General features: G+C 28.5%; 8 protein-coding genes. 5 read left to right on the plus strand and 3 right to left on the minus strand.

Going from position 1 to position 15,046, the window contains the following annotated elements:
• Nucleotides 1-56 precede the first annotated feature (56 nt).
• From AC2I98_RS12175 to AC2I98_RS12195, 5 genes are all read left to right on the plus strand, one after another.
• The gene (locus tag AC2I98_RS12175) at nt 57-1,106 is read left to right on the plus strand and encodes a glycosyltransferase family 9 protein (RefSeq protein ID WP_486411933.1); all 1,050 of its coding nucleotides are present in this window, start codon (nt 57-59) and stop codon (nt 1,104-1,106) included.
• Between the two features lie 113 nt (nt 1,107-1,219).
• Entirely contained in the window at nt 1,220-1,933 is a 714-nt protein-coding gene (locus tag AC2I98_RS12180) for a glycosyltransferase family 2 protein (RefSeq protein ID WP_486411934.1), read from the plus strand.
• Nucleotides 1,933-2,568 carry a lipid-A-disaccharide synthase N-terminal domain-containing protein gene (locus AC2I98_RS12185; protein WP_486411935.1) on the plus strand — a complete coding sequence of 212 codons (636 nt, stop codon included), beginning with the start codon at nt 1,933-1,935 and terminating at the stop codon, nt 2,566-2,568. The genes AC2I98_RS12180 and AC2I98_RS12185 overlap by 1 nt, the downstream gene beginning before the upstream one ends.
• Nucleotides 2,552-4,183, plus strand: a complete 1,632-nt coding sequence (locus AC2I98_RS12190) for an ArnT family glycosyltransferase (RefSeq protein WP_486411936.1) — start codon at nt 2,552-2,554, stop codon at nt 4,181-4,183. The genes AC2I98_RS12185 and AC2I98_RS12190 overlap by 17 nt, the downstream gene beginning before the upstream one ends.
• 108 nt (nt 4,184-4,291) lie before the next feature.
• Nucleotides 4,292-7,660 carry a hypothetical protein gene (locus tag AC2I98_RS12195; protein ID WP_486411937.1) on the plus strand — a complete coding sequence of 1,123 codons (3,369 nt, stop codon included), beginning with the start codon at nt 4,292-4,294 and terminating at the stop codon, nt 7,658-7,660.
• A 52-nt stretch (nt 7,661-7,712) separates the two neighbouring features.
• Here the strand turns inward: AC2I98_RS12195 and AC2I98_RS12200 are convergent, their stop codons facing one another.
• The 3 genes from AC2I98_RS12200 to AC2I98_RS12210 form a co-directional block, all read right to left on the minus strand.
• A complete protein-coding gene (locus AC2I98_RS12200) occupies nt 7,713-10,076 on the minus strand; it encodes a TonB-dependent receptor domain-containing protein (protein ID WP_486411938.1) in 2,364 nt (787 codons plus the stop codon).
• A 196-nt stretch (nt 10,077-10,272) separates the two neighbouring features.
• Nucleotides 10,273-12,375, minus strand: a complete 2,103-nt coding sequence (locus AC2I98_RS12205) for a hypothetical protein (RefSeq protein WP_486411939.1) — start codon at nt 12,373-12,375, stop codon at nt 10,273-10,275.
• Between the two features lie 83 nt (nt 12,376-12,458).
• On the minus strand, nt 12,459-14,822 hold the full coding sequence (locus tag AC2I98_RS12210) for a hypothetical protein (RefSeq protein ID WP_486411940.1): 2,364 nt from the start codon (nt 14,820-14,822) through the stop codon (nt 12,459-12,461).
• Nucleotides 14,823-15,046: the final 224 nt, after the last annotated feature.

Consider the following 15,046-nt stretch of genomic DNA (forward strand, 5'->3'; position numbering starts at 1 on the left):
TAGTTTCGTGGAAAATTAATTCTATATATAATTTAATTCTTTGAAACTAATAATTAATGAGTTTTAAGCGATCAGTTAATCATTATCGTCGTACAATAATGCGTCGATTAACAGGAGGAATAGGTAATCATAATTTACCAAAAGTTAATAAAGAGAAACCTCTTGAATTAAATAGAGTACTGATCAATAGACCAAATCAACGACTTGGAAATATATTATTGATTACACCGTTGGTACAGGAAATTATAAAAGATTATCCACAAGTGAAAATTGATTTGTTTGTGAAAGGTAAAGTTGCACCAATTATATTTCAAAATTACCCACAAATTGATCAAATTATTGAATTACCAAAAAAACCATTTAAAGAATTATTTCAGTATATAAAAGTCTGGTTAAAAATTAAGAAGGAGAAATATGATTTGGTGATTAATGTAGATAAAAATTCTTCTTCGGGTAGACTTTCTACATCTTTTGCTAATTCATATTATAAAATTTTTGGAAGTGAATTCGAGTTGGATTCATCTAAAGAAAATCAAATTCATCAAGCTCAATATCCAGTTTATCAGTTTCAAAAATTTAAAGAATTATTTTCTAATCATCAAGAAAATTTAAACATTCCAACTCTAAATATTCAATTGTCAGATTTGGAAATTGAGAATGGAAAAGAACTCCTTAAAAAATTAATTAAAGATCCGTCTAAAAAAACATTGGCTTTCTTTACATATGCTACTGGTGCTAAGTGTTATGATGCGGAATGGTGGACAGATTTTTATACTATTTTTTATCCAAAATATGCTGAACATTATAATTTAATCGAGATTTTACCAGTAGAAAATATTTCGATGCTTGAACATAAACTTCCTGAATTTTATAGTAAAGATGTACGAGAAATTGCTGCTGTTATGTATAATTGTGAGATTGTTGTTGCGGCAGATTCAGGTATGATGCATTTAAGTTGTGCAGCTCCTACCAAGACATTAGGCTTGTTTAAATGTGGTGATTTCTTGACGCGTTATAAGCCTTATGGAAAAGGAAATTCTGTACTATTAATAAACGACGAAGATAAACAGAATCTCTTATTAGAAATGGATTCTTTACTTTCGTAATAACTTTATTTTTAATATTTATTTCACTTTAAATCAATGGTTTAACTTGTTTAAAAAGATTTTAGTATCCTTTTATTATTTTATAACTTTGTTGTTTGAAATATTAAAAGTAAATGTCAACAGAATTCACAATAATTATTCCTATCTATAATGAAGAAGACAATTTATATAGATTGGAGGATGAGATGAATAAATACATACAAAAAGCAGTAAAATCTACCGAAATTTTACTTGTTAATGATGGTTCTAAAGATAAAAGTTTAGCTATAATAAAAGAAATTTGTCAAAGAAACGATAAATTCCATTATATATCTTTTGATAAAAACTACGGTCTATCTGCAGCTATAAAAGCAGGTTTTGATTCAGTAAAATCTAAATGGGTAGGTTATATTGATGCAGATTTGCAAACTGCTCCCGAAGATTTTAATAAACTATTAGCTCTTGCGGAGCAATATGATTTGGTGACTGGAGTTCGCGCTGATCGAAAAGACTCTTTTGTAAAAAACATGTCATCTAAAATTGCAAATTCTATTCGTAGAGCATTTACAAATGACGGAATGGATGACACAGGTTGTCCATTGAAGGTTATAGATGCAAAAAAAGCCAAAAAAATTCCAATGTTCAAAGGATTACATCGTTTTTTACCAGCTATGATTTTATTACAAAACGGAACAGTAACACAAGTTCCTGTAAAACATTTTCCTCGAATTGCTGGTGAGTCAAAATTTAATTTGTGGAACCGATTATTGGGACCATTAATGGATTGTTTTGCCTTTGTTTGGATGAAGAAAAAATACATCAATTATAAGATTCAAGAAGGAGCATAATGCCAAATTGGGTTATCATAAGCATTGGTTTTCTTGCGCAGGCGCTTTTTTCAAGTCGACTAATTTTGCAATGGATTGTTTCTGAGAAAAATAAAAAAGTACTTACGCCAAAATTATTTTGGGAAGTCAGTTTATTTGCTTCGGTTTTGCTATTTTTTTATGGCTATTTACGTCACGACTTTTCTATTATGTTAGGTCAAACATTGACTTATTATATTTATATCAGAAATATACAACTTCAAAATCATTGGAAAGAATTTCCCAGAATTGTCCGTATTTTTTTGTACATATTTCCGGCGCTAATTGTTTTATATGGTTTTAATAATGGAATTTTTGATGTAGATTTATTATTCAAAAATGAAAAAATACCGATATGGCTTTTATCTTTGGGTATAATCTCTCAGGTACTTTTTACATTTCGTTTCGTTTATCAATGGATTTATTCCGAAAGAAAACACGAATCGCAATTGCCAATGGGATTTTGGTTGATTAGTTTGACAGGATCATTATTAATCTTAACCTATGCTATCATTAGAAAAGACCCTGTATTATTTGTAGGTCATTTTATGGGATTTATCGTTTATGCTCGAAATATATTAATCAAACGAAAAGAAAAAAATGGTTCAGTGGATTAAGCAAAATTCGGTTTTATTTTTAATCATCGTTACAATTTTGATGTTATTTGTAAATCTTGGTGTTTTGCAAACAAATATTATGGAAGCTCGAAATATAATTTCAGCCCGAGAAATGGTGAATGATGGAAATTGGATTTTTACAACACTTAATAGTTTACCACGTTACGAAAAACCACCTTTACCAACATGGATTACTGCAGTTTTTGGACTTGTTTTTGGGTTCGAAAATTTCTTCTGGTTACGTGTACCTGTTGTTTTAATTACAATTTTATTGGTTGTTTGGTTTTATAAAATCTTATCGAAATTTGAACTTACAAAACAACAAGTTGTTAATTCATCATTAGTGTTAATTACGTCATTTTATGTGTTTTTCTCTGGACGAGATAACAATTGGGATATGTATACGCATAGCTTTATGATGGGAACAATTTTCTTTTTAGTAAAAGAATTTCAAGCGACTAAATTTAATTTATTCAATTTTATAGCTGCATTTTTTTTCTTAGGATGTTCGATCATGAGTAAAGGTCCTGTATCTTTATATGCTTTATTTTTACCATTTTTACTTGCGTATTTTATTGTTTATAGACAAAAGTTAGGAAGAAATCTATCTATAACTTTATTCACAATTATTTTAGGTTGTGTCGTAGGTTTTGCATGGATGATGTACGTAAAATATTTTGATGCCGAACATTTTTTAGCCGCTTCTACTAAAGAAGTCAATAATTGGCACAGTTACAATACACGTCCAATTTATTATTATTGGAGCTTTTTTACTCAATCTGGTTTATGGACAATTCCAGCTTTGATAAGTTTGATTTATCCCTATCTTAAAAATAAAGTTGCGAATAAAAAAGCCTATCAATTTGTATGGTTATGGACTATTTTATCAGTAGTTTTATTGTCAATAATACCAGAAAAAAAATCAAGATATTTATTACCTACCTTGATTCCTTTAGCGATGAATATTGGATTTTATATTGAATATTTGCGTTTAGAGTTCAAAAATATGACGAATAAAACGGAAAAATATTTTACAAATTTTATTTTTGGTTTATATGGATTCATCGGAATTGTAATCTCAATAGGTGTTTTTATTTATACAAAGGATCGATTATCCGAGTTTTTAGTTTGGTCGATTCCTTTTGCCATTGTTGGTTTAGTATTAGGAATAGCAATTCTGAAAGGGTTAAAAATAAAATCTTTTGAACAGGTTTTTTATTCAGCAGTTTTATTGATGTGTTCAGTCGTTGCATTTGGTTTTCCACTTTCTAAATTAACTTTTTCTGAAACGTTGTATTCATCTGCACAAAATCTTAAAAAATTAGAAAATCAATACCAAATTAAAACTTACGAATGGGAAGGTTTTGTTCCTGAAATTGTATTAGATTATGGTAATTCAATTCTAGCGATTAATGAAAATGGTAAAATGAATTTACCGAAACAAGCGAAATTTGGGGTTTTAGCAAACAAAGCAGACTCTACATTTATTACAAATCATTTGAAAAGTTATTCGATTAAAAAAATTGGAGTTGTCGACTTAAATCATTCATCAAAAGATCAGAAAAATTATAACGATCGAATTCAGAGAAACTATTATTTGATTGAAAAAAAGTGATTAAATTTCGAGTAAAATTTTTAGCTTAAATTTTCGTTATTCTAATAAAATCTTTTGCAGTTTCGAGTTCTATTTTTTCTATGTTTTTGGTTAGCTAACAATTTTTTGTTGGCTCAAAATAATGGGTGGAAAAATCCAAATTTTAGACAAGATTCTGTACAAACTTCAGATACAATAAAGCTTCTGAATAAAGGAGTTTTGAAAGATAAATTTCAAATTTTAGATTCTACAGGAAATCCAATTTCAAAAGAATTATATACAATCGATTTCAATCGAAATGAAGTTTATTTTGATTCTTCAATCGCGAAGCAAATGGTTAAAATTCAGTATTTTGTTAATCCAAAATTAGCCGAATCTGTTTTCTATGCAAAGAATCCCGCAATAATTGTTAACGATGAAAGACCTGTTAATATTTTTCATCAAATAGAGCCAAACGCTAATCAAGCAAATAAAGATATTTTTGATGGTTTAAATAGCAAAGGTTCTATGGTTCGTGGAATTCGTTTCGGGAACAATCAAAGTGGATCGGTGCAGTCTTCATTGGATTTGGAATTGTCAGGTAAGTTATCTGATGATATTACTGTTAATGCAGCAATTGCAGATAATAATGTTCCGATCGAATCAGACGGATACACACAAAATCTACAAGAATTTGATAAAGTTTACATCGAATTAGCCAATAAAAATTCTAAAATTCGTGCTGGACATATCGATATTAATACCAATCAAGACCGAGATTTTTTCAATCCATTTAATCAAAAAGTAACAGGTTTACAATTATCCACACAACTGAAAGACGAAAATTCGTCTACTAATATTTTTGCTTCGGGAAGTATTACGCGAGGCGAATTTATGCGTGTAAATTTTATTGGACAAGACGGAAATCAAGGTCCATATCGACTTTCTGGGAAGAATAATGAGTTATATGTGATTATTATTTCTGGTAGCGAGAAAGTGTATATTGATGGAGTTTTGTTAGAAAGAGGGGAACAAAATGATTATGTAATTAATTACAATACAGGAGAAATTTCGTTTACTTCAAATCGATTGATTACAGCTAATACGCGTATTAATATTGAATATTTGTACAATTCTCGTAATTATTCGCAAGTGTTACTTTATGGCGGTGCTGAATATGAATCGGAGAGATTAAAATTGTCAGGTTTTTTCTTTTCTCAAGGAGATTCGAAGAACAATTCACTTGGAAATGACTTAACTGATAATGAAAAACAAATCTTAGCTAATGCAGGAAATGATCCTGATAAAATGTACACAGTTTCGGCTGAAAAAACAAGTTATGATTCGAACAGAATATTATACCGAAAAGTAAATCTAAATGGTTTAGATATTTTCGAATATTCGACTGATCCGAATGACGAATTGTATCAAGTTGCCTTTACGTATGTTGGTACGAATCAAGGAAATTATCGACAAATAAATGCGAATCAGAATGGAAAAGTTTTTCAATATAATGAAGCTATTGCAGGTGTATTACAAGGAGATTACGAACCAATAAAGCAATTAATTTCTCCTAAAAAATTGCAGATTTATACGTTGAATGGTCAATATCAATTGAAAAATAATGGTAATGTTGGTTTTAACTTTGGTTTGAGTAATTATGATCAAAATTTATTTTCTTCGATTGATGATCAAAACAATTCTGGTTTAGCAACTCGTGTTTATGGTGAAAAAACATTTTCTTTCAAAAATTGGAAAATTACACCTTATGCAGAATGGAATTTTATCAACAAAAATTATAAAAGTGCAGAGCGTTTACGAGCTATTGAATTTGCACGAGATTTTAATTTAGATCAAGAATTAAGTGGTGTAAATCAGAATTTTATCACAGCAAAAATTAATTCATCTTGGAAAGAAAAATTTACTGCGCAATATAAATTCGATTATCTTGAAAATACTGGTTTGTACAAAGGTTTGAGAAATCAACTTGATGCCAATTACAAAACTGAAAAAGATGAAATTGTTGCGCAAGCAAATATTTTGTCAACAAAAGCAACGCTTCAAAATACCAATTTCGCGCGTTATATGGTGGATGGAAAACGAAAAATTGGAAATAAATTTTGGGTTGGAGCAAGAGTTTGGGGCGAAAATAATGACATGGATGATTTGACAAAAAATCAAAAATCAGATTTGAGTTTTAAATGGAATGAATTTCAATTGAAAGGAGGTTTTTCTGATTCTATTGGTCATAAATTTGATTTGACTGTTTATCAACGTCAAGATGATTCGATTCGTTTAGGAGTTTGGCAAAATATTCAGCAAAGTAAAGGAGCTATTTTTAATTCAACTTTAATTCAAAAACAAAATCATCAACTTAGTTTAAATTTCCATTACAGAAGCGTTAATTATCAATTTTTGGATGCGCCAAACGAAGATTTTATGACTGGAAACGTGAAATGGTATAAAGCTTTTTTCAATCAAGGATTGCAGTTAAATGTAGATTATGAAGTAGGAAGTGGAGTAGAACCGCAGCGAGAATTTCAGTATGTAAAAGTTTCGGATGGAATGGGAATTTACAAATGGACAGATTATAACGGAGATGGAATAGAGCAAATTGATGAGTTTGAAGTGGCAGAATTTATTGATCAAGCAAATTATATTCGTGTGTATACAAATACAATTGAGTATTTAAAAACGAATAAAAATCAATTCAATTTTACATTACGTTTTCGTCCAAAACAGGTTTTCAATACTGAAAATGAATTCTGGAATCGTTGGATGTTTCAACAAAATATTTCGGCAAGCAATTCTTTGCGTAAAGAAGGTTCGACGTTAGAATGGAATCCTTTTACCAATTCTGCGCAGATTTTAGGAAAAACGAGAAGTATTCGTTCATCAATTTTCTTTAATCAAGGGACGCAATATAAATGGTCGACGAATTTTATTTACAATCAACAACAATCTCAAACATATGTCTATACTGGTTCTGAATACCGAGATTCGGATAGTTATTTGTTGCAAACACGTTACAAAATTTTACAAGATTTAATTGCGAGTTTTGATACAGAATATATGGTAATAAACAGTGATTCGGAATTGTTTATGAGTCGTCGATACAAGTTGAATAATGTAAGATTATCTCCAAAAATCACCTATCAAACAGAGAAATCAATCGTAGCTTCGTTGTTTTATAATTATCAAAATAAGAAAAATATTTCTGGAGAAGAGCAATTAAATCAATCAGATTTGGGAACAGAATTGCAATGGAATAGTTCGGAAAAGATGAGTTTGTTGGGAAGTTTTAGTTTTATCAACAATAAATTTATAGGAAATCAAGAATCTGTTGTTGGAAACCAAATGATGGAAGGTTTGCGCGCTGGTAATAACTTTGTTTGGCAATTGCAATTGCAACGTCAAATTACAAGTTTTCTTCAATTGAATATTTCATATGACGGGCGTAAAACAGAAGAAAATAAACCGATACATACCGGAAGCGTGCAAGTGCAGGCGAGGTTTTAAAAAAAATGAAAGACGATTTTTAAGCACCGTCTTTTCATTTAATTATTATTTTCTACATTCTATTCACTTCATCTTGATTTCCAGTTTCGCGATTTTTTACTGATAATTTATTACTACCAAATTTATAATTCAATCCAATCCTAATACTTTGAGTATCCCATACATTGGCAAACTTCTGCACAATACCTTTGTTATTTTGTGATAAATATTCTTGCGCTTTAAAAATGTCTGTGACATTAAAACTGAATTCTAATTTTTTATCTAACATCAAATATTTGAATGAAAGATTGAAACGTGCATAAGGTTTTAGTTTATAATTTTGAAATGTTTCACCAAAATTCTGAAAGTAAATTAAGTTAATAAACATTGTTTTTTGTTGATTAAGTGTAAAATCGTTTGTAGAGAATAATGAACTCGACCAACCCTTAAAGCGCTGAGATGAAATAGCAACATTTGCACTAGAAAAAGAAACTTCAAAAGTATTGATACTTGTCCACCATTTTGTTGGATTTATAGTCATATTTTGACTCAAACCAAAGCTATCCGAATCCACAAAATTCATCCATACAAATGTGTTGTGTTTTGTAACTTCATCAATAATAGAAGCTTGATTTACTCCATCTCTCAAACCTGAATAATAAAGTCGTGTATCAAATTTTTTGTAACTAAATGTTAGTTCTAAATTGTGGGTGAAAGCAGGTTTTAAGAAAGGATTTCCTTCATTATAAACATATTCATTTTGAATCATTCGAAAAGGATTCAGACTCTCATAATTTGGACGATTGATACGACGCGAATAATTAATTCCTAAACTTTTGCTTTTATCAAACGTATGCATCAAATAGAAAGATGGAAATAATTTGATATAATCTGTTTTGTTGGTTTGATTATTTTCTCTCGAAAAACCTTCTGTTTGTGTTGCTTCTAATCTCAAACCAGCTTGTATTTGCCATTTTTCTCCTAGTTTTTTATTTCCATTCAAATAAATTGCTTCATTGTTTTCTTTGTATCTAAAAAGATTTGATAAATTTTTATCAAACGTATAATTGTAATTTTCGTCTGCTTGGTATGCTTCCACTAAATTATTTGATTTTGATTGAGAAAATTTAGCTCCAAAACTCCAATTAAAATTTGGTAAAGGAAGTTCAATATCAATTTTTGAAGAAAAATTCTCAATTCTATTTTCTAAATTACTTTTCCCTCCAAAAAAAGAGTTTTCAATTAGTTGATTATTTTGATAAGAATTAGTTGCATAGGTTCTATTCATTGGTGAAGAATAATTCGCATAATCTGCATCAAATGATATTTTTTTGCCTAAAGAATCTATTTTAAATTCTGAATATACATTGAACAATGATTGATTTGTTTTTCCATTTTCGAATGAATTTCCTCGGTTGGTTTGATAAATCTCATTAGCTAAATTTTTAAAAAACATTTCTTGTGGATTTTTTGAATTATTTTTCGATTGATTTATTGAAAATTTAGAGCCAATTATCCATTTTTCGGTTAATTTATAATCGATAGATAAACGACCTCCAATGTATTTATTCACATAATCTGTATATGAAATAGATTGTCTGCGCATATCTGTAAAAAATAACTCGTTGTTCCAAGTTCTCAAAAATCTACGATCACCAGCGTTTATAGAAGTTTGAATTGTCCATTTATTTTTCTGTAAATTGTACGCTGCATTCAATCTTTCTGTGTTCCGAAGCCCTCGTTGATAGGAACCTCCGATATTTGCGTTCCAACTATCTTTTTTGATTCGTTTTGTAACGATGTTAATAATTCCACTATTTCCTTCGGCTTCATATTTTGCAGGTGGCGTTGTAATTACTTCAATTTTTGAGATTTCTGATGCACTAATACTTTCTAAATAGTTTATTAAATCTGTTTGAGACATATATGTCGGTTTGTCGTCAATCAAAACTAAAACAGAATTTTTTCCAGATACTGCAATGTTATCATTTGTAACATTTAGACCTGGAGTTACACGCAATGCATCCATTGCAGTTCCGCCAGCTGTAGAAGTAGAATTTTCGACATTGAAAACGAAACGATCTATTTTACGTTCCATCACTTTTTTTTCTGCTCCTACAATAACTTCTTTCAAATTTGTAAAGGTTTTGACTTCTATTTTTCCTAAATCTTGAGAATGATTTAATTGAATTTCTTTCTGAAAAACAGTTTCTTCAAAATATATAATTTCAAATTTATAATTTGATTCTTTTGCTTCAATTGAAAACTTACCTTTTTCGTTTGTCGTTAAATTGATAATTGTGTCTTGATTAGATAAGGTAATATCAACGTAAGGAAGTGCTTTATTTTGCTCTATAACCTCACCAATCAATGTATAGTTTTGAGCAAATAGGAAACTAGAACTAAATAAGGTGATGAGTTGAATAAATGTTTTCATGTCTAATTAATTTTGAACAAATATTCTTAAAATCACAAATGTTTAATTCATCTAATCGACGAAGCCTAATATCTAATCGACGAATTGGTATAGGTGAAAAGTGTGGAACTATATAAGTTACGATTTTTTATTATTATTATTCTATTTTTCCTTCGTAGAATACGGGATTCCCTTTTTGGTAGAAACCAATTAAAAATTAATTTTTAAGAAATGGAATTGATTTATTATATCCAATAACAGTAATTTTATTTTTTTGTTCTGTTTTTGATTTTAAAGGAGAAAAATTTCCTTTTTTTGTATAAATGGCAATTGCTTCTGAAGTTATTGAATTATTAAGAATTTTAACCATAGCTATCTCATTTACATTAACAGTTTCTAATAATTCAGGACTTATAAGTGTTTCATCCAAGTAAATCTTCACTTCTGAACCAAGTATTGGACCTCTTAGGAAAATTTTGTAGTCACCGTTGTGAATATCCATATTAAAATTAGGTAAGTTTTGATCTAAAAAACTAAAAATATTAGGGTATGTATTTATTTGCGGGTAGTCTCCATTAATAAAATCAAAAATTTTTCTAGTTCCAGCTTGAAAAGCTTGACTACTTATTTTTTTGTCTAATAATTCTGTTTTTTTTCTTATATCTGACTTTAATTCAACAGTTTTTAATTGAATTTCATTGTTTTTTGATTTTTCATTTATTTCTTCTGGAGTAATATTACTCTTTGCAATTTCTATTTCTGATTTGTCAGTTACAGTGTAATTAGAAGTTTCAAATGATTTTTTATAAGGAATGAATGGGTTATTTGATTGAATATTTAGAGAAATTAAGTTATTTTTATCTTTAGTGAAATAAGAAATAGTTGTATTTCCGTATGAAATAATATGATCTATTGTAAATTTTCCTAGATTATCTGTTTTTGTTTGAATGAACTCTTTTGAACCATCATCTGTTTCAACAATTAGATTAATAATTGAATTTGATAAACTTTTTCCGTTTTGTAAAACATTCCCTGTGTAATTCAAGAAAGTAGAATCAACTTTTATTACTTTGGATGTTTTATCGAGTTCATTCCAATTAAATCTTTTCCATTCTTCGGAAATTAACAAGGCGTCTAGATTGTTCTGATTATTATTTACAAAATATTGTGAAGGATTGTGTATTTTAAAATTCATATCACTACTTAAAAATAAATCACTTAAATATTTTTTTTGATTTAATGTGTCTATTTTAGTTGATGTTTGATAAAGTTGTGAAGCATTGTCTAAATACTTTATTATTTTGTTGTTACTTTCATTTTCTTTGCAAAAAATAAATGCAAGTCTGTGTGCGACTATGTTCTGATTCTCATCAAAAATATGCAGATTCAATATCCCATTTTGATTATCATTTATAGACAGTGGCAATTTACTTGAAAAAGTTTGTCTATTATCTATGATCGTAGCTTTATAAACTAGTTTATTGTTAATAGTTCCGACAATTACATAATTGTTTAAGTTTTTATTAATTGCAGTTAATGAATAGCGTATAAAATCGGAATTTTGTTGAATAGCTAATTTTACACCATCTTTTTTAGCTAAAGGAATATCAATAATTTGCTCATTTCCATTTTCATCATTTATTTGTATTTGATATATTTTATTTGGTTCTGCGCGTAAAAAGAATGTAGCAATATTTTCGTCAAGATTATTGAATTCGACTATTTTAGTAGAAGGGTTATCTTTTTCAAAAACAAAACCTTTCCACTTTTTAGGTAAATCACCAATAGATTTTAATCGAACTGCAAATTTTGTTGTTTGTTTTTCAATAAAAGTCCCTCCTTCAGGATGAACCGAAGCATCCCATTTAATGTTTTCATTTTTGACTAATTTTAATTTAGATTTCGGATTATATATCAGAATAGGTTTGATGTATTGAAAATCTTCAGAAAAATTTGTCATATATGTTGTGTAAGCTCTTAAATAATAGACATTTTCTTCTAAATCGTCTTTTAAAGTAAAACTACCATCACTTTGTCCATTAATTATAGGAAGTAGTTTTTTATCAATTAATGTTTTATTCTTGTCATATAATTCGACAAATAGATTTGTAGAAATAGTACTTTGTTGATATCCATTAAATAATAAAGCTTTAAACCAAATATTCTCTCCTGCTATATATTTTTCTTTGTCAAAAAGAATGAAAATTTTTTCTTGCGCATAATTTTCTTCAAGATTTTTAATAGCGAAATCTAATTTTGTTTGTCCATTAGAATTAATTAATAATAGAAAAAAAAGAGTGATAACAAATTTAACTTTCATAATAGTGTTGGTATTATGAGTTAATTTATTGAAAAATAATTAAATAAAAAAACGTTTTGAGCTAATCAAAACGTTTTTTATTATTATTCTATTTTTCCTTCGTAGAACACGGCATTCCCTTTTTGGTCGAAACCAATTATAGTTAACTTATAATTACCAGGTTTGTCATTGTTAAAATACTCGATTGCTGTTTTTTCTTCTGGTACAGCAAATAAAGCAGTATTCCAATATAAAGTATTTCGAATGTCGTTGGGTACATCGTTGTAAAGCGATTCATAATCATCAAGATTAAAATAAGGTAAAGCTTTATTGTATCCACCAATTTGAATCAAGTTGTTTGCAAACATTGGCGAATTATCAACAGGAGCATCACTTCCTCTTTTCGAATAAATTGCAATTGCATTTCCAAGTAAACCTGCTCCTTTGAAAATTTTGACCATCGCAATATCTCTTACATTGATACTACTAAGATTATCAGAAGTCATTTTCATTTCATTCCAGTATATGGCAACTTCAGAATTTCTGATTTTCGGAACGCCATTAGAAACTGTCAGCCCTGCTACTCTTCCTGCTAAAAAATCTGCAATATTAGTATAACCTTCTATTGGTTGATTTTCGTTCACAAAATCAATCACTGTTTCGTTGATGCTTTGAAACATCCCACTACTTAATTCATTATTCAGCTTTTCTGTTTTCGATTTTTTATCTGCTTTTACGACAACTTCTTTTAGTCGAATACTCTTATCATTGATGATTTTGATATTCTGTTTATATGTATTTTGTTTAGCTATTTCCTCATTTGTTTTTGCATTGGACAATTCTTCTAATAAATAAGGTGTTGTAGGTAATTTAGATTTATAACTTGTGCTTTTATAATTTGGGACAACAGATAAAGTTAAGGTTCCGTTGTTGGCTGATTTTCCATTTTCTGAATTCAAGTAATAATTCATTGCCATTGGACCATAATAAAACAAATTATTCATTTCGAAATTACCTTCGTAATCTGTATCAAGTGTTGCAAAATCTTTTTCTCTATCCTGTGTTTTGTAAATTATACTTAACGATCCATTGCTCAATTCTCTACCATTATTATACGCTTTCACTTTGTATGATAAATAACGATGCTCTGTTTCAAATTCTGGTTTTATAATGTTTCCTACAATAATATCTTCCCAAACAAATCTTTTCCATTTTTCTGAAATAAGAAGTGCATCTAAATTTTCTGAGAATTTAGAACTTTTGAAATATTGTGAAGGATGTCCAATTTTAGAAGTAAAATCTCGTGTTAACCACATTGCAGAAAGTAGATTGTCTTCATCAAAATGATCTTGATCTTTGATAACAGCAGTAAAAACAATATCATCGGTTGTATTAACATCTATCGTATTTAATTCTCTTGGATTAGAATTGATTTCTGAAATAATGTTAGGTTTTTGAGCTAATTCTTTTTGATTGATAAAAATTAATCGATTGGCAACTTCTTTATCATTCCCATCAAAAATGGTGATATTTAAAATACCTTTATCATTTTCTATTACTTCTTTCGGAACTAATGTAGAAACAGTTTCTACACTTTTTACAATTTGAGAACTCATGACAAGTTCATTATTTATTGTTCCAATAATTTTATGATTCAACAAAGGATTTTCTTGATTGATACTTTTCAATTGTATCATAATATCCTTATCATTACGAGCTATTTTTAATAAAATACCTTCTTTTTTTGCCTCTGGTAAATCGATAATTTGCTCAATACCTTTTTCATCAATTATGTGTACTTGGTATGATTTTCCTTCTTCTGCTCTAAGTGAAAAAGTGGCAACATTTTCATCTAAATTATCAAAATTTGTAATTTTTGCAGTTGGATTATTTTTTTCGAATACAAAACCACTCCATTTCTTAGGTAATTCTCCATCAGATTGTAATCGAACTGCGAATTTGGTCGTTTGATTTTGAATAAAATTTCCTCCTTCGGCAACTGCTTTCGCTTGCCATTTTAGATCTTTATTAGGAACAATTTTTAATTTTGAAGTTGGATTATATATTTTTAGTTGATTGATGTATTGAAAAACTTCAGGAAAAAATGTCATGTAAGTTGTATAAGCTCTAACAAAATAAATACCTTCCTCGTTTTCTACTTTTGTATTTAAAGTTCCTTCACTTTCTCCATTAACGATTGGAACTAATTTACGATCCAACAACTTTTTTTCTTTGTCATATAATTCTACAATCAAATTTGTAGAAATTCTACTTGGTTTGTATCCGTTTAGTGTGTAAGCTTTAAACCAAATATTATCTCCAGCAATATAATCTTCTTTATCAAATAATAAATAAACTTTTTCTTGTGCATAATTTGATTCAAGATTTTTTAAAGCAGTTTCTAATTTGGACTGTGCAAAAGCAGTAATTGTACTAAAGAATAATGCGAGTAAATAAAAATATTTCATGTGAGTATATAGTTAGACAGAAATTAAATAAATCTGAATTCTTAAAATTATCATTAACTCTATTGATAAAAAAATAAAGATTTGTTAAATTTTTTCTTGAAGTTTCGTTAAAACCTAACAATGAAATCTTACAATAAAAATGATAAAGTATTAATAGCGTCGATGATATGTTAACAACTTATTAAAATCATATTTTTGAAGATAAAAAAACCTCAATCATTATG

It is taken from the genome of Empedobacter sp. EJD.6dd, assembly GCF_057369435.1.